This is a genomic window from Actinomadura sp. DC4, from assembly GCF_030406325.1.
Lineage (GTDB): Bacteria > Actinomycetota > Actinomycetes > Streptosporangiales > Streptosporangiaceae > Actinoallomurus.
In genome coordinates this window covers 19,143-34,811 of the sequence record NZ_JAUEQY010000031.1, presented here as the reverse complement: position 1 = coordinate 34,811, position 15,669 = coordinate 19,143, and the positions used below count along the sequence as shown (strand labels likewise).

The following is a 15,669-nucleotide window of genomic DNA, read 5'->3' as shown; positions in this document are numbered from 1 at the left end:
TCAGGAGCGCGCGCCCCGGTCCGAAGAGAGGTACGACATGGACGAGAGGCTCAGAGAGATGTTCCGTGAGGAGATGTCCGCCCAGCAGCAGCCGCCGGTGAGCGGCTTGCTCGAGGACGCGGTGCGCGACGGCCGGCGGGCACGACGGACGCAGAGGGTGTGGATCGGCCTGGGCTCCACGGGTGCGCTGGCGGCCCTGGCCGTCGGGGCGTTCGCGATCGTGTCGCCGGGGAGGGAGACGGAGCCGCTCGCCGCCGCTCCGCTGAAGGTGGCGGCCCCCGTGCTCGCCGCGAGCTCGACCTCCACGGTGATCAAGCAGCCGGCCGGGCCGAAGTCCCCGGTCACCGACGCCGCCGTGGTCGAGCAGCTGCAGCGGCTGCTGCCGCAGGGCCGGACCAGCGGCTACGCCCAGGGGCCCGAGGAACAGGGCAGGTACGCGTTCGGCCAGATCTACCTGGACACCGGCAAGGGGCCGGGCATGATCCGCGCCTTCGTCTACAAGGGCGCGCTCGGTGATGACCTGTGCGACCCCGCTAAGAGGAAGGCCGCGCGGAAGGTCCAGGAGAGGAGCAAGCTGAAGTTCGCGACCGAGGCCCAGCGCAAACAGCTGGAGAAGCAGCTCGCCGCGCAGGACGAACGGCTGGAGAAGGCCGACAAGGGCTGCCGGGACCTGCCGGGAGGCGGCCGCGCCCTCGTCAACATCGAGCCGGACGGTGCGAGCGCGGTGACGGTCGACCACGGCGACGGCGTCACCGTCGAGGTGTTCACCACGACGTGGCTGGCCTGGAACGGAACGGCCAACCCGCCCGGCACGATCGCGATCACGCCGGCCCAGGTCCTCAAGATCGCCGCAACCCCGGCATGGGGGGCGAAGATGGACTCCGCGCTGGTGAAGCAGGGCGCGGCCGACCACCCGTCCCTGCCCACCGTCTCCTGACCCGTCGTGCGGCGGGCCTCGCCCGCCTGAGGCCCGCCGCACCGAGAGGACCCCATGCGCGACGACAGCGAGTTCTCCGCGTTCGCCGAGGGCGCGGTGATCCGGCTGCGGCAGACCGCCTTCCTGCTCAGCCGGGACTGGCATCTCGCCCAGGACCTGACCCAGATCACGCTGGCCAAGGTCTACCTCAAGTGGCGGCGGATCGAGGATCCGCACGCGTACGCGAGGAGGATCCTGCTGCGGACGTTCCTGGACCACAAGCGGCGGCGCAGCTCCGAGGAGCTCACCGTCGAGGCGCTGCCCGAGACCGCCGCGGCGGGCGACCAGGCCGAGCTGCGGCTCACCCTGGTCGAGGCCCTGGGCCGCCTGGCACCACGGGACCGGGCGATCGTCGTGCTCCGCTACTGGGACGACCTGAGCGTACGGACGGTGGCCGAGATGCTGGGCCTGTCCGAGAGCAACGTGAAGATCCAGAGCATGCGGTCGCTCGAGAAGCTGCGTGTTCTCCTCGGTGAGGGCACCTCGGCGCCTCGCTAGCGTCCCGACTCGTCGCACGTGGCGGCGGGGTGGGCGGCCGGCTGCGGGTGGCGAGGTCGCTCGGGGGTCTGGTGCTCGCGGTGCGGTGCGGCTCGGTGGTGACGGTGCCATCGGCCGCACCCGCACCGCGTACGCCCGCGTCGGGGTTCCGTTTCGAGCGGGACCTAAGGCGAGGTGGCCGCGAGGGCGGCGCCGACGCCGAGGCAGGCCAGCTCGCCGGCCAGGCCGATGAGGGCCCAGCGGCGCATCCAGGTCGCCGAGGACCACTTGACGCCGAGGACGGACACGGCGCAGAAGAGCAGCGTGCCGAAGACGGTGATCGGCACGATGACGTCTTTCAGCGCGTCGTCGCAGATCGCCGCCGGGTCGCCCGGGGCGCACCCCTGCTCGGCCGACGACATCCAGTGGATGACGACTCCGGCGCCGGCGAGGGCGAACATGAGGAGAATGAGCCCCAGCGTCGTTTCCGAACGCACCACCCATCGCCAGACTTTCCGCATGTGAGCCATTATGACGCGATAGGTCAGGCGAGCTATTCGGGATTTCCGTCTATGACCAGGTCGATCCGGTCGCGCGTACGGTCGGCGGCGAAGAGTCCTTCCTCACTCGCCGCCCAGCGTTCCCAGTCGCCGAGGTCGTCCCCGCGCTCGGCCGCACGCCGCCGCCGTACGTCATAGGGCGCGTCCACCCAGATCCGGAACGCCGCCGGCGCCCGCGCCGCGCCGACCCCCTCGACGATGACCACGGGCGCGGGCGGGACCTCGACCGCCTCGGCGTAGGCCGCGCGCCGCCAGTCGTAGCGGCGGAACCGTGCGGTACGGCCCGCGCGGAGCGGCTCGAGAACCTGCGAGGTCAGCGGCGGCCACCAGGCGAGCGGATCTCCGTCCCAGGGCACCGGGAAGTCATCGGACCGGACGACCGGAGCACCGCCGAGAGCCTTAGCGAGCCCCGACGCGAACGTCGACTTGCCCGCCGCGCTCGGCCCGTCCACCGCGACGATCCGCACCGCCCCCCACGAGGGCGGCAGAACGAGCAGCCGCGTGGCAAGGGCGGCCACGTCGACGGAATCGGCGAAGGCGGACATGCCGCCCATCCTGGCCGAGCCGCCCCCACCCCGACCGACCGCCCCTCGGCTCGGGGGCCCGGGGCCGGCGGAACTTGATCGATACGGCCACGGTCTCGTACGCCTTCGATCGCTTCTCGGTTCGGGGGGTCGGGGTCGGCGGTGCTCAATCCAGCGCGGTCGCCGTCCTGGGCGCCTTGGCCTCGGTCGCCGTCCCCGCGCGCCCTTACCTCGCTCATCGGCCGGCGCCGTCCCGCCCGCACGGCAGGCCCCAACGACCGGATCGGCATCGCCCGTGCGCGCCGAGGGGTGCCCGGCGGGCGGATGGCCGGTCACCGCCCCAGGCGGCCGGTCGACAGGGGCGGCACCGGGCGGTGAAGCCGTCCGCACGCGTCGCGGCTGACGGTGGAACGGCTCCCGGCGATCGCCGGGGCCGGTGTTGTGACGGGCCGGTCGTCCGGCGGCCGTGCACCGGTGGCGCCGACCTGCCGTCCGCCGCCGTTGCCTGAGTGACGGCCGGTCGTCCCGTCGAGACCATGTGCGGCTTCGTCGACGCCGAGCCCCCACGTTCCGACGCTCGTCGTCGGCGTCCGATCCGCCGCCGGCCCATCTCATCCGGGCGGACGTACCGCCGCTCCCGATGCGGCTCTTCCGGCGAATGCGTCTAATGGACCCCTTTGTCCAGATCCGGTCAATACCACCATATTTACTGCTTAGTAACTATTTGGTTGACTCTAGCGCGAGTCTCATGCGGGGAGCGGGATCCACGGATGAGAGGACCCCGTAGTGCGACGACGTGCCGCAATGATCGTGGCGACCCTTATCGGGATCGCGACCCTCGCCGGACCTTCGACCCGGGCGCTGGCCGATCCGCCGCCGCCCCCGTCGGAGTCGGTCGCGCGGACCGAGCTCGCCTCGCTCACGGTCGGGACCCCGCACAGCATGGACGGGTACAGCCGCGACGCCTTCGACGTCTGGGCCGGTCAGCCCGACGGCTGCACCACCCGCCAGGACGTCCTCGCCCGTGACGGCGACGACGTCGTCGAGGGAAGTGACGGCTGCCAACCCGCCTCCGGCTCCTGGTACAGCGCCTACGACGACACCACCGTCACCGTGGTCGCGCAGGCGACGATCGACCACGTCGTCCCCCTCGCGGACGCCTGGCGTACCGGGGCCGACACCTGGACCGCCGCCCGGCGCAAGGCGTTCGGGAACGACCTGACCGACTCCCAGCTGGTCATCGCCTCCAGCTCCAGCAACAGCTCCAAGAGCGACCAGGACCCGAGCGAGTGGAAGCCGCCGAACACCGCCTACTGGTGCACGTACGGCGAGCAGTACGTGAGCGTGAAGTACACCTTCGACCTGTTCGTCACGAGCGCCGAGAAAGCCGCGCTGGGGGACCTCCTCGACGCCTGCTGAGGCAGAACGCAAGAACCCGGCCGGGGCGGCCGCCGCGTGACCCACCTCACGCGGCGCCGCCGCGACCACGGCGGCCATACTGCCCGGTAGGCGCTTCACTCCCTGATCTTGGAGGCAGTCGGCTGATGAACGGTCCACTCGAGGGCATCGTCGTGCTCGACCTCACCCGTGTCCTGTCCGGCCCGCACGCGACGATGATGCTCGCCGACCTCGGCGCTCGCGTGATCAAGGTCGAGCAGCCGGGTACGGGCGACGAGACCCGGCAGTGGGGGCCGCCGTTCGCCACCGCGCCCGGGCAGGAGGGCGTGGACCCCGGTGTCAGCACCTACTTCCTGTCCTGCAACCGGAACAAGGAGTCGATCACCCTCGACCTGAAGTCCGACGAGGGCAAGGAGACGCTCACCCGGCTGATCCGCCACGCCGACGTCCTCGCCGAGAACTTCCGCACCGGCGTCCTGGACCGGCTCGGCTTCTCCTTCGAGCGGATGCACGAGATCAACCCGGGCCTGGTCATCCTGTCGATCTCCGGGTTCGGGCACGACGGCCCCGAGGGCGGGCGGCCCGGGTACGACGCGATCGTGCAGGGCGAGGCCGGGATCATGAGCGTCACCGGGCCCGCGCCGGACCAGCCGACCAAGATGGGCATGTCGATCTGCGACATCCTCGCCGGCGTGAACGGCGCGTACGGCATCGTCGCGGCACTGTACGAGCGCACGCGCACCGGGCGCGGCCGTGTGGTCCGCACCTCGCTGCTGGCCTCCGTCGTCGGCGCGCACGCCTACCAGGCGACCCGGTGGACGGTGGCCGGTGAGGTGCCCGAGGCCATCGGCAACGACCACCCCTCGATCGCGCCGTACGGCAGCTACCGGTGCGGCGACGGCCTGCTTCAGGTGGGCGTGGCCAACCAGGGGCTGTGGCGGAGATTCGCGCCCGTCGTCGGGATCGACCCCGACGACCCGCGGTTCTCCACCGGTGCCGACCGGTCCCGCAACCGCGCGGAGCTCGGCGCGCTGATCGAGAAGGCCTTCGAGACCGGTACGCGGGAGCACTGGCTCGCCCGGCTCGCCGAGGTGGGCGTACCGGCGGGGGCGATCCGCTCGATCGACGAGGTCTACGCGTGGGACCAGACCCGGTCCCAGGGGCTCGTCATCGAGGTCGAGCATCCGGTCCTCGGCCCGATCGAGCTGCCGGGCCCGTCCCTGCGCTTCGAGGGCGTGCCGCCGCGCGAGCACACCGCGCCGCCGGAGCTGGGGCAAGACACCCGTGACGTCCTCTCGTGGCTGGACCAGGTAGATTCCTGACCTGCGGGTTCGTCGCGCTTCGGGGGAGGTTGATTGGAGCCGCAGGTGCTCCGCCGCAGCCTGTCGTCGGGTGATCTGATCGTCTACGGGTTGCTGTTCATCGGGCCGCTGGCCCCGGTGGGCGTCTTCGGCGTCCTCGACGCCAAGAGCTCCGGGTCCGTCGCCCTCGTCTACCTCGTGGCGACGCTCGCGATGGCCTTCACCGCGCTCTCGTACGCGCAGATGTCACGGCAGGTGCCGCACGCCGGGTCGGTGTACGCCTACGCGAGCATCGGCATCGGGCGTCCCGCCGGGTTCGTGGCGGGCTGGCTGGCGATGCTGGACTACCTTCTGATCCCCGCCGTCGGCTACCTGTTCTGCGGCATCGCCCTGCACTCGCTGGTGCCCTCGGTGCCGGCCTGGGTGTTCACCGCGATCGCGTTCGTCTCCACGACGCTGCTGAACCTCGTCGGCGTGCACCTGGCCGCGCGGGTCGGCTTCGTCGTGCTCGTGGTGGAGATCGTGCTGCTGGCGGTGTTCGTCATCGCCGCGGTCGTCGTGCTGATCATGAAGGGCCCGGCCCGGCCGTGGCTCTCGCCGGCGATCGGCGTCGGGGGCACCACGACGGCCGCCGTGATGGGGGCCGTCTCGGTCGCGGTCCTGTCCTTCCTCGGCTTCGACGCGATCGCCTCCTTCGCCGAGGAGAACACCGGCGACGAACGCCAGGTCGGCCGGGCCGTGCTGTTCTGCCTCGGCGTCGCCGGCCTGCTCTTCGTCGCGCAGACCTACCTGGCCGGGCTGCTCATGCCCGTCACCCCGCGCCACCTCGCCCAGGTGCCCGCCGAGCAGGGCACCGCGTTCTACACCATGACGAAGACGGCCATCGGGACGTGGATGCAGCGGGCGTTCGCGGTGGTCAAGGGCGTCGGCCCGGCGTTCACGGCGATGGCGGCGGTCGCGGCGGCCTCACGACTCCTGTACGGCATGGCGCGCGACCGCGGCCTGCCGAAGGCCCTGGCCTCGGTCGACGAGCGGTCCCAGGTGCCCCGCGCGGCACTGCTGACGACGGCGGCGGTCAGCCTGGTCGTGTCGGTGTGGGCCGCCCGGCGTTCGGACGGCCTGGACGTGCTCGTGTCGATCGTGAACATGGGCGCCCTGGCCGCCTTCACGCTCCTGCACGTGTCGGTGGTCGGCTACTTCGTCATCCGCCACGGCAGCCGCCTGTGGATCCCCCACCTGGTCATCCCGGTCCTGGGCGCCGCCGTGTCCATCTGGATCATGGTCTCGGCGACCACCCTGGCGAAGGTCGTCGCCGCGGGGTGGCTGGCCGTCGGCGTGGTCGTCTTCGTCACCGGAGGCCGGGCGAAGGCGTCCTCAGCCTCAGCCGAGTAGGTCCGGGCGGCGGTGGGACAGGGACGGCAGGACCTTCCGCACCCGGTCGGTGAGGCCCAGGTCGATCTCGGCGAGGCGTACGGACGGCGAGGGGCCCAGGTCGGCCTGGACGACGCCCATCGGGTCCACGAGCATGCTGCGGCCCACGCCGCCCGGCCGGCCGCGCGGCGGAGCCGTCAGGTCGGGCGCCTTGCCCGTCGCCGCCACCCAGATGGTGTTCTCGATCGCGCGGGCGCGCACCATCGTGACCCAGTGCTCCTCCTTGAAGGGGCCCTGCGCCCAGGCGGCGATCACCGCGAACATCTCCGCGCCCGCGTCGACCAGGGCGCGTGCCAGCTCGGGGAACCGGATGTCATAGCAGGTGATCAGGCCGATCCGTACGCCGCACAGCTCGACGGTCACCGGCGCGTCGCCGGAGTCGACGAACTCCGACTCGCGGTCGTGGAAGGCGTCGAACAGGTGGATCTTCCGGTACGAGCCGACGAGCTCGCCGGAGGCGTCGATGGCCACGGCCGTGTTGAACACCCGGCCCGCGGCCGCCGGCTCGAACACGCCCGCGATCACCGCCGTGCCGTGCTCTCGCGCGGCCTCGGCCAGGCCCGTCACCCATGGCCCGTCCAGGGGCTCGGCGACGGCGGCGAGGTCGCCGCCGAAGCGCACCAGCGCCGCCTCGGGCAGGATCGCCAGATCCGCGTCCGCGGCCTCGGCCAGGGCCTCGCGGGCCCGCTCCAGGTTCTCCTTGGGGTCGTCGCCGACCGTGATCTGACACAGGGCCACTCGCATCGCGCACTCCTCCACCGCGGGCTTCCACTGTGGCACAGGCTCCCGACCGCGTTGTTACCCTGAGCCGGGTGACGGTCAACATCGATCCGCTCGTCGCGCGGATGCAGGGGTTCGGCACCACCGTGTTCGCCGAGATGACGGCGCTGGCCATCCGTACCGGAGCGGTCAACCTCGGCCAGGGCTTCCCCGACACCGACGGACCCGCGAAACTGCTCGAGACCGCGGCGGAGGCGATCCTCGGCGGCGCCAACCAGTACCCTCCCGGCCCCGGCCTGCCCGAGCTGCGCGAGGCGGTCGCCGCCCAGCGCGCCGAGCGCTACGGCCTGGCCTACGACCCCGACGGCGAGGTGCTCGTCACCGTCGGCGCCACCGAGGCGATCGCCGCGACGCTCCTCGCGCTCGCCGACGTGGGCGACGAGGTGATCGTCTTCGAGCCCTACTACGACTCGTACGCGGCGATCATCGCCCTGTCCGGCGCCGTACGCCGCGCGGTCACGCTGCGGCCCTCCGGCGACCGGTTCACCTTCGACCCGGACGAGCTGCGCGCCGCCGTCACCCCGCGCACCCGCCTGATCCTGCTCAACTCCCCGCACAACCCGACCGGCACGGTGTTCGACCGCGGCGAGCTGGAGGTCATCGCGGAGGTGTGCCGCGAGCACGACCTGGTCGCGGTCACCGACGAGGTGTACGAATACCTGACCTTCGACGACGCCGAGCACGTGCCGCTCGCCACGCTGCCCGGCATGCGCGAGCGTACGATAGCGATCTCCTCGGCGGGCAAGACGTTCTCGGTCACCGGCTGGAAGACCGGCTGGCTCACCGCACCGCCGGAGTACGTCCGCGCGGCCCAGACCGTCAAGCAGTTCCTCACCTTCACCGCGAGCGCCCCCTACCAGCGCGCCGTCGCGTACGCGCTCCGCTCGGAACTGGACTGGGTCGAGGCGCTGCGGGTCTCACTGCAGGCCAAACGCGACAAGCTGACCGAGGGCATCCAGGCGGCCGGGCTCACCGCGCTGCGCGCCCAGGGCACCTACTTCGTCCAGGCCGACGTACGGCCGCTCGGATTCGCCGACGGACGCGACTTCTGCCGGGCCCTGCACGAGCGCGCGGGCATCGTCGCCATCCCCGCGCAGGTCTTCTACGACTCCGACGCCGGCGACCCGTACGTCCGGTTCGCGTTCTGCAAGCGCGACGAGGTCATCGACGACGCCCGCGACCGACTCGCCCGGATCGCGGTGTAGGGCCGCCCGCCCGAGCACCACCGGCGGGTCCTCGCGTACGCGCTGTCCCACGCCGGCCGCGATCGCCGACCACGTCATCGAACGCGACGGCGCGCCGCCCGCCGTCGCCTCCCCCACCAGGGAGGACGAGGCGAGGTGGAAGGCGGCCGGCTCGCCCGAGCTCCAAGGCCGCGCTCTACCGGGTGCCGCCCCGCCTGCCGGGGGTGAAGACGGCACCGTCAAGGACCGCCTGGGCCGTACGGGAACGGCGCCGGCCCTGCCGGACCGGGACGAGGAGTCCCGGCCGATCGTGGACCAGCGCTCGGGGCGCTCCTCGCCCACGAGTCGTGGGCCACGGGCGCGCGGTATCCGTGGCGTACCGGTCGGCGGGCCGTCCGGCCGCCCCTGAGACACATCGTGCCGAAGGAGGCGGCCGTTCTTGGGCATACTCTGCCCGAGAACGGCCGCCTACGGAAAGGCTAGGTTCACCCTCGTGACCACCGCGAATGGCGAGCGGGTCCTCATCGCGCTCGGCGGCAACGCGATGACCGGGCCGGACGGAAGCGCGACGCCGGACGCCCAGCGGCGCGCCGTCGCCGCCGCGGTCGAGCCCATCGCCGACCTGGTGGCGGCCGGCACGCAGGTCGTGCTGACCCACGGCAACGGCCCGCAGGTCGGCAACCTGCTGATCAAGAACCAGCTCGCCGCCCGCGTGGTCCCGCCCGTACCCCTCGACTGGTGCGGGGCGCAGACCCAGGCGACCATCGGCGTCCTGCTGCTCAACGCCCTGCAGCGCGCCCTGGCCGCGCGCGACGTCGACCGGCAGGTGGCCGTGGTCGCGACCCGCACGCTCGTGGACGCCGCCGACCCCGGCTTCACCGACCCGGCCAAGCCCGTGGGCCGCTACTTCTCCGCCCGCGACGCCGAGCGGTTCGGCGCGCTCGGGCAGACCTGGCGCTCGTTCGGCGCCAAGGGCTGGCGCCGGGTCGTGGCCTCGCCGGAGCCGCTGGAGATCCTCGACGCGCCCGCGGTCGACGCGCTGATCGCGGCGGGGTTCATCGTCGTGGCGGCCGGCGGCGGGGGAGTGCCGGTGGTCCGCGAGAACGGCGGCTACCGCGGCGTCGAAGCGGTGATCGACAAGGACCTCGCCGCCCAGCTCCTGGCCCGCCACGTGGGCGCGACGACGCTCGTCATCGCGACCAACGTCGAGTGCGCCATGGCCGGGTACGGCACCCCGGACGAGCGGCCGATCGGCCGCACGACCGTCGGGCGGATGCGGGCGTACGCGGCCGAGGGGCACTTCGCCGGGGGCAGCATGGGACCCAAGGTCGAGGCGGCCGTACGGTTCGTCGCCTCGGGCGGCCGGCGCGCGGCGATCACGTCGCTGGAGCTCATCGGCGACGCCGCGGACGGCAAGGCCGGAACAGTCATCGAGCACGACCTGTCAGAAGGGTGAGGACATGCCGGACCCGATTGAGGTACGCAAGGTCGCCATCGAGAGCGTCACGGACGCTTCGGGGCTGGCCCGGCTGATCGACGACGGCGTGATCGAGGCCGACCGCGTCCTTGCCGTGATCGGCAAGACCGAGGGCAACGGCGGTGTCAACGACTACACCCGCATCCTCGCCGACCGCGCGTTCCGCGAGGTCCTGGTCACCAAGGGCACCCGCACGCCGGAGGAGGCCGCCCAGGTGCCGCTCGTGTGGTCCGGGGGCACCGACGGGGTCCTCAGCCCGCACGCGACGATCTTCGCGACCGTGGCGGCGGACGCCGCGCCGGTCTCCGACGAGCCGCGGGTCTCGGTCGGCGTCGCCATGAGCGAGGTGATCCTCCCCGAGGACATCGGCCGCCCGGCGATGGTGGAGAAGGTCGCCGCCGGCGTACGCGACGCGATGAAGGCCGCCGGGATCCAGGACCCCGCCGACGTGCACTACGTGCAGACCAAGACGCCGCTGCTGACCCTGGACACGATCAACGACGCCAAGAGCCGCGGGCACGACGTCTTCACCGAGGACACCCTCAAGTCGATGGACATCTCCAACTCCACGACGGCGCTCGGCATCGCCGTGGCGCTGGGCGAGATCGAGACGCCGTCGGCCGCGCAGATCCACAAGGACCTGTCGCTGTACTCCTCGGTCGCCTCCTGCTCCTCGGGCGTCGAGCTCGACCGGGCCCAGATCGTCGTGGTCGGCAACGTCACCGGCATCGGCGGCCGCTACCGCATCGGCCACAGCGTGATGAAGGACGCCCTGGACGCCGACGGCATCTGGGAGGCGATCCGCTCCTCCGGCCTGGACCTGCCCGACCGCCCCCACCCGAGCGACCTGGGCGACCGGCTCGTCAACGTCTTCCTCAAGTGCGAGGCCGACCCGTCGGGCTCGGTGCGCGGCCGCCGCAACATCATGCTGGACGACTCGGACGTGCACTGGCACCGCCAGATCAAGGCGTGCGTCGGCGGCGTGACCGCGTCGGTCACCGGCGACCCGGCCGCGTTCGTCTCGGTCGCCGCGGTCCACCAGGGCCCGTCCGGCGGCGGCCCGGTCGCGGCCATCGCCGACCTGGGCTGACCCGCCGCGGGTGAGGGATACGCTGGTCTGTCGTGTCCGGACGTAACATCCCGCAGCCCGAGTTCCCCGACGACGACGGCACGGCGGCGGCCGCCGTGGAGGCGGCCCTGCGCGCCTACGCCGAGGGGCAGGGCGGTGAGCACGCCGTGCTGGCCGCCCTCACCGGCTCACGCCTGCTCGTCCCGGTCGTCGCCATCCTCACCGAGGACGAGACCGTCGAGGGCCTGCGGCGCGAGAAGGAGAGCGAGATGGCCCTCCCGACCCTCGTCGGCGAGGACGGGCGGCGCGCCGTTCTCGCCTTCACCTCCACCGCCGCCCTGGCCCGCTGGCGCCCGGACGCACGGCCGGTCGCCGTCCGCGTACGGCAGGCGTGCCAGGCGGCCGTGGACGAGCCCGCCGACGCCGTGGTCATCGACGTGGCGGGCCCGTTCCCGTACACGATCGAGGGCGCGCGCCTCCACGTCCTGGCCGAGGGCGGCACCATCACCGCCCCGCACGAGGACCCGCACGTGCTCGCCGCCGTGCACGCGGCGGTCGGCGGCCTTCCCGGCGTCACCGGCGTCCAGGTCGGCCCCGGCACCCAGGCGGCACTGGCGGTCCGCCTCCGTCTCGCCGAGGACGCCGACCGCCGGCCGGTCCTGAACACCGCCGCCACCCGGCTGTCCGAGCACCTGAACGGCCACGTCACCGGCGGCGTCGAACTCACCCTGGCCCCGCTCCAGGGCCTGTCTCGAAGTCCCCGTTCGTGACAGGTCCTAGCCGTTCGCGGTGCCCTCCACGTACGGGCGTAGGGCCTTGACGAGGTCCTGGGCGGACAGGAACTGAGCGACGGTCGTCGCGGTGGGCCGACCGTCCTTCCCGGTCGGCACGTTTTGGGTGTACTGGCACAGGGAGGCGCCCGGCACCCGGAGCGACGCGACCTTCGCGGCGCTCCCGGCCTGGTACACCTCGACGGTGTACACCGTGGCCAGCTGGGTCAGCCGGATCGTCTTCCCGGGGCGGTCGTGCAGGCCGTACGTGCACGTCTTCGTCGCCGTCGAGGTCACGTGCGAGTAGACGCAGGCGACGAGCTGGACCAGGGAGGCGTCCTCGCGCGGCGGTCCCCAGGTCGCGGGTAAGCCGCTCCAGCGCTCCTGCCACGCCGGGCCCGCCGCCACGATCGGGTGCGGGCCCGCGCCCTCGTACGGCGCCGCCTTCGCCCGGTGGTCCCCGACGTCGCCGGAGGGGCTCGAGGGGCACAGGTCGCCGGGCGTGCGTGGCGGTGCGTCGAGCATCCCGATCACCTGGATCGCGCCGAGGATCAGCACCACGCCGGCGCCGAGACAGATCAGTGCCACTCGATCGGATCGCCGCATGCGGCTGAGTATGGACGAACGGCGGCGCGGCCGTAAGGTGCTCGGCCCCGGCCATCGGGCCCGGCGGCATCGCCCCGATGGCTAGGCTTCGGGGATGCCGACGACGACGTTGACGATGCAGGACGCCCTGATCCGGCTCACCGAATACTGGGCCGCACAGGGCTGCGCCATCGTCCAGCCCATGAACACCGAGGTCGGCGCCGGCACACTCAACCCGGCGACCGCGCTGCGGGTCCTCGGGCCCGAGCCGTGGAAGGTCGGCTATGTCGAGCCCAGCGTCCGCCCGGACGACTCGCGCTACGGCGACAACCCCAACCGGCTCCAGACCCACACGCAGTACCAGGTCATCCTCAAGCCCGAGCCCGGCGACGCGCAGGAGCGCTACCTCGGCAGCCTCACCGCTCTCGGCATCGACCTGAACGCCCACGACGTGCGCTTCGTGGAGGACAACTGGGCCTCGCCCGCCCTCGGCGCCTGGGGGCTCGGCTGGGAGGTCTGGCTCGACGGGCTTGAGATCACCCAGTTCACCTACTTCCAGCAGTCCGGCGGCATCGCGCTCGACCCGGTGTCGGTCGAGATCACCTACGGCATGGAGCGCATCATCATGGCGCTCCAGGGCGTCGGGCACTTCAAGGACATCGAGTACGCCCCCGGCCTGTCCTACGGCGAGGCGTTCGGCCAGGCCGAGTACGAGATGAGCCGCTACTACCTCGACGACGCCGACGTCGAGGCCAACCGCGCGCTGTTCACCGCGTACGAGGCCGAGGCGCGGCGCCTGATCGAGGCCCGGCTGCCGGTGCCCGCCCACTCGTACGTGCTCAAGTGCTCCCACGTCTTCAACGTGCTGGACGCCCGCGGCGCCGTCGGCACCACCGAGCGCGCCACCGCCTTCGCCCGCATGCGCACGCTCGCGCACGAGGTGGCGGGCCTGTGGGCCGCCCGCCGGGAGGAGCTCGGCCACCCCCTCGGCGACGCCGTCACGCCCCCCGCCCCCGAACGCCGTCCCAGCGAGTTCCCCCGGATCGAGGAGCCCGCGGCACTGGCCTTCGAGATCGGGTTCGAGGAGCTCCCCGCCACCGAGACCGAACGCGTCGCCGGAGCCGTACGCGACAGCCTCACCGAGCTCCTGAAGGGCACGCGGCTCCGCCACGGCGGGGTCCAGGTCCTGTCCGGGCCCCGGCGGGTCGTCGCGGTGGTCGAGGACGTGCGGCCGCGCGAGGACGACGTCGAGCGCACCGTACGCGGCCCGCGCCGCTCGGCCGCCTACGACGCCGACGGCGCGCCCACCAAGGCCGCCCTGGGCTTCGCCCGCGGCCAGGGCGCCGGCGTCGAGGACCTGGCGGCGATCACGGTGAACGGCGGGGAGTACGTCGGGCTCGTCCAGAAGGTCACCGGCCGCCCGGCGGCCGAGGTGCTCGCCGACGTCCTTCCCGGCGTCGTCACCGGACTGCGCGCCGACCGCAACATGCGCTGGAACGCGCCCGGCCTGTCCTACAGCCGCCCGATCCGCTGGATCACCGCGCTCCTCGGCGAGCACGTCGTCCCGTTCTCGGTGGCGACGCTGGACAGCGGCCGTACGACCCGTGTGCACCGGACCGCCGCCGAGCCGGTGATCGAGGTCGCCGAGGCCGGGGAGTTCCTCGCCACGCTGCGCTCGCACGGGATCGAGCCGGACGCCGGCCTGCGCCGCGAGCGCATCGTCGCGGCGGCGGCCGAGCTGGCCGCGACGGCCGGCGGCACGCCCGACGAGACCGTCCTGGACGAGGTCGTCAACCTCGTCGAGGAGCCCGTCGCCATCCTCGGCTCCTTCAGCGAGCGCTACCTCGACCTGCCCGCCGAGGTGCTCACCACGGTCATGCGCAAGCACCAGCGCTACCTCCACGTCCGCGCCGCCGGGCGCCTCCTGCCGCACTTCGTGGCGGTCGCGAACGGCGCCTGCGACACCGGCGTCGTCCGCGCCGGCAACGAGGCGGTGCTGCGGGCGCGGTTCGAGGACGCGTCGTTCTTCTTCGCGGCCGACCTGCGCACGCCCCCGGAGGAGCTGACGAACGGCCTGGCCGCCCTGACCTTCGAGGAGCGCCTCGGCTCGATGGCCGACCGGGCCGGCCGGATCCGCTCGATCGCCGCGGTCCTCGCCGAGCGCGTCGACCTCGACGACGAAGAACGCGCGACGCTCGACCGCGCGGCCCGGCTCGCCAAGTTCGACCTCGCCTCCCACATGGTCATCGAGCTGTCCAGCCTCGCCGGGACGATGGCCGGGGAGTACGCCCGGCGCGCCGGAGAGCCCGAGGCGGTCGCCGAGGCGCTCGTGGAGATGGAGCTGCCCCGCTCGGCCGGCGACGCCCTCCCCGTCTCGCTGCCGGGTGCGCTGCTGTCGGTGGCCGACCGGCTCGACCTGCTCGCCGGGCTGTTCGGCGTGGGCGCCGCGCCGACCGGCAGCTCCGACCCGTACGGCCTGCGCCGGGCCGCGCTCGGCCTCACCGCGGTCCTGCGCGCGCACGCCCGGCTCGCCGGCATCCGGGTGGACGACGGCCTGGCGATCGCGGCCGCCTGCCAGCCCGTGGAAGTGGACGCGGACGCCGTACGCGAGGCCGGGCGCCTCACCGCGCGGCGGCTGGAGCAGGCGCTCCTGGAGTCCGGCCACCCCGTGCACGTCGTCCGCGCCGTCATGCCGCACGCCGCGACGCCCGCGCGTGCCGCACGGGACGCCGCCGACCTGGAGGGACTGTCCGAGTCCGAGGGGTTCGGCCGCCTGACGGCCGCGCTCCAGCGGGTGCTGCGGATCGTTCCGGCGGACGCGCCCGCCGCCTTCGACCCCGGGTTGTTCGAGGACGAGGCCGAACGCACGCTCTCCACCGCCCTGGCGGGCGTCGTGGAGAAGGCGCGCGGCGGCCCGCTGCCGCTGCCGGAGTTCGCCACGGTCGCCGAGGCGCTCGTCGAGCCCATCGACGACTACTTCGACAAGGTGCTGGTCATGGCCGAGGACCCGGCCGTACGGGCGAACCGCCTGGGCCTGCTGGCCGCGATCGGCGACCTCGTGGCGGACGTCCTGGACTGGCGTGAGATCGCCTGAGGCCCCCGTACGGTTGGACAGTTGTGAAAGCGGAGTCGACCGC

Annotated in this window: 14 protein-coding genes; 10 read left to right on the top strand and 4 right to left on the bottom strand. The window is 73.0% G+C overall.

Annotated elements, in window-relative coordinates:
- Positions 1 to 37: 37 nt before the first annotated feature.
- Together QWU11_RS37570 and QWU11_RS37565 are read left to right on the top strand one after the other, a co-directional pair.
- Positions 38 to 937, top strand: coding sequence for a hypothetical protein (locus QWU11_RS37570; protein WP_290119292.1), 900 nt, complete (start codon positions 38 to 40; stop codon positions 935 to 937).
- A gap of 54 nt (positions 938 to 991) precedes the next feature.
- Positions 992 to 1,474 (top strand): SigE family RNA polymerase sigma factor, encoded by a 483-nt coding sequence (locus tag QWU11_RS37565; protein WP_290119291.1) that lies wholly within the window; start codon positions 992 to 994, stop codon positions 1,472 to 1,474.
- 164 nt (positions 1,475 to 1,638) lie between these two features.
- Here QWU11_RS37565 and QWU11_RS37560 read toward each other — a convergent pair whose 3' ends face one another.
- Both QWU11_RS37560 and QWU11_RS37555 read right to left on the bottom strand, forming a co-directional pair.
- Entirely contained in the window at positions 1,639 to 1,974 is a 336-nt protein-coding gene (locus tag QWU11_RS37560) for a hypothetical protein (protein ID WP_290119290.1), read from the bottom strand.
- A gap of 32 nt (positions 1,975 to 2,006) precedes the next feature.
- Complete coding sequence (locus tag QWU11_RS37555) at positions 2,007 to 2,558, bottom strand: hypothetical protein (protein WP_290119289.1); 552 nt, start codon at positions 2,556 to 2,558, stop codon at positions 2,007 to 2,009.
- A 789-nt stretch (positions 2,559 to 3,347) separates the two neighbouring features.
- Between QWU11_RS37555 and QWU11_RS37550 the strand changes: the two genes are divergently transcribed.
- From QWU11_RS37550 to QWU11_RS37540, 3 genes are all read left to right on the top strand, one after another.
- On the top strand, positions 3,348 to 3,956 hold the full coding sequence (locus QWU11_RS37550; RefSeq protein WP_290119288.1) for a DUF1524 domain-containing protein: 609 nt from the start codon (positions 3,348 to 3,350) through the stop codon (positions 3,954 to 3,956).
- 125 nt (positions 3,957 to 4,081) lie between these two features.
- Complete coding sequence (locus tag QWU11_RS37545) at positions 4,082 to 5,257, top strand: CoA transferase (protein ID WP_290119287.1); 1,176 nt, start codon at positions 4,082 to 4,084, stop codon at positions 5,255 to 5,257.
- Between the two features lie 33 nt (positions 5,258 to 5,290).
- Positions 5,291 to 6,628, top strand: a complete 1,338-nt coding sequence (locus QWU11_RS37540; RefSeq protein ID WP_290119286.1) for an APC family permease — start codon at positions 5,291 to 5,293, stop codon at positions 6,626 to 6,628.
- On the opposite strand, the gene QWU11_RS37535 is transcribed toward QWU11_RS37540, so the two are convergent.
- Positions 6,617 to 7,411, bottom strand: coding sequence for a carbon-nitrogen hydrolase family protein (locus QWU11_RS37535; RefSeq protein WP_290119285.1), 795 nt, complete (start codon positions 7,409 to 7,411; stop codon positions 6,617 to 6,619). The genes QWU11_RS37540 and QWU11_RS37535 overlap by 12 nt on opposite strands.
- Positions 7,412 to 7,470: 59 nt before the next feature.
- Here QWU11_RS37535 and QWU11_RS37530 point away from each other — a divergent pair, with 59 nt between their 5' ends.
- The 4 genes from QWU11_RS37530 to QWU11_RS37515 all read left to right on the top strand — a co-directional run bounded on the left by QWU11_RS37530 (position 7,471) and on the right by QWU11_RS37515 (position 11,947).
- The gene (locus tag QWU11_RS37530; protein ID WP_290119396.1) at positions 7,471 to 8,652 is read left to right on the top strand and encodes a pyridoxal phosphate-dependent aminotransferase; all 1,182 of its coding nucleotides are present in this window, start codon (positions 7,471 to 7,473) and stop codon (positions 8,650 to 8,652) included.
- A 472-nt stretch (positions 8,653 to 9,124) separates the two neighbouring features.
- Positions 9,125 to 10,087 (top strand): carbamate kinase, encoded by a 963-nt coding sequence (gene arcC / locus QWU11_RS37525; protein ID WP_290119284.1) that lies wholly within the window; start codon positions 9,125 to 9,127, stop codon positions 10,085 to 10,087.
- A gap of 4 nt (positions 10,088 to 10,091) precedes the next feature.
- Positions 10,092 to 11,198 carry a ring-opening amidohydrolase gene (locus QWU11_RS37520; RefSeq protein WP_290119283.1) on the top strand — a complete coding sequence of 369 codons (1,107 nt, stop codon included), beginning with the start codon at positions 10,092 to 10,094 and terminating at the stop codon, positions 11,196 to 11,198.
- Positions 11,199 to 11,230: 32 nt separating this feature from the next.
- Entirely contained in the window at positions 11,231 to 11,947 is a 717-nt protein-coding gene (locus QWU11_RS37515; protein ID WP_290119282.1) for an SseB family protein, read from the top strand.
- A gap of 6 nt (positions 11,948 to 11,953) precedes the next feature.
- Here QWU11_RS37515 and QWU11_RS37510 read toward each other — a convergent pair whose 3' ends face one another.
- Positions 11,954 to 12,553, bottom strand: coding sequence for a hypothetical protein (locus QWU11_RS37510; RefSeq protein ID WP_290119281.1), 600 nt, complete (start codon positions 12,551 to 12,553; stop codon positions 11,954 to 11,956).
- A 94-nt stretch (positions 12,554 to 12,647) separates the two neighbouring features.
- On the opposite strand from QWU11_RS37510, the gene QWU11_RS37505 reads away from it, so the two are divergent.
- Positions 12,648 to 15,626 (top strand): glycine--tRNA ligase, encoded by a 2,979-nt coding sequence (locus QWU11_RS37505; RefSeq protein WP_290119280.1) that lies wholly within the window; start codon positions 12,648 to 12,650, stop codon positions 15,624 to 15,626.
- Positions 15,627 to 15,669: the final 43 nt, after the last annotated feature.

Coding starts and splice junctions, on each gene's coding strand:
- QWU11_RS37570 (WP_290119292.1), top strand. CDS start 38: ATGGACGAGAGGCTCAGAGAGATGTTCCGTGAGGAGATGTCCGCCCAG.
- QWU11_RS37565 (WP_290119291.1), top strand. CDS start 992: ATGCGCGACGACAGCGAGTTCTCCGCGTTCGCCGAGGGCGCGGTGATC.
- QWU11_RS37560 (WP_290119290.1), bottom strand. CDS start 1,974: ATGCGGAAAGTCTGGCGATGGGTGGTGCGTTCGGAAACGACGCTGGGG.
- QWU11_RS37555 (WP_290119289.1), bottom strand. CDS start 2,558: ATGTCCGCCTTCGCCGATTCCGTCGACGTGGCCGCCCTTGCCACGCGG.
- QWU11_RS37545 (WP_290119287.1), top strand. CDS start 4,082: ATGAACGGTCCACTCGAGGGCATCGTCGTGCTCGACCTCACCCGTGTC.
- QWU11_RS37535 (WP_290119285.1), bottom strand. CDS start 7,411: ATGCGAGTGGCCCTGTGTCAGATCACGGTCGGCGACGACCCCAAGGAG.
- QWU11_RS37520 (WP_290119283.1), top strand. CDS start 10,092: ATGCCGGACCCGATTGAGGTACGCAAGGTCGCCATCGAGAGCGTCACG.
- QWU11_RS37510 (WP_290119281.1), bottom strand. CDS start 12,553: ATGCGGCGATCCGATCGAGTGGCACTGATCTGTCTCGGCGCCGGCGTG.
- QWU11_RS37505 (WP_290119280.1), top strand. CDS start 12,648: ATGCCGACGACGACGTTGACGATGCAGGACGCCCTGATCCGGCTCACC.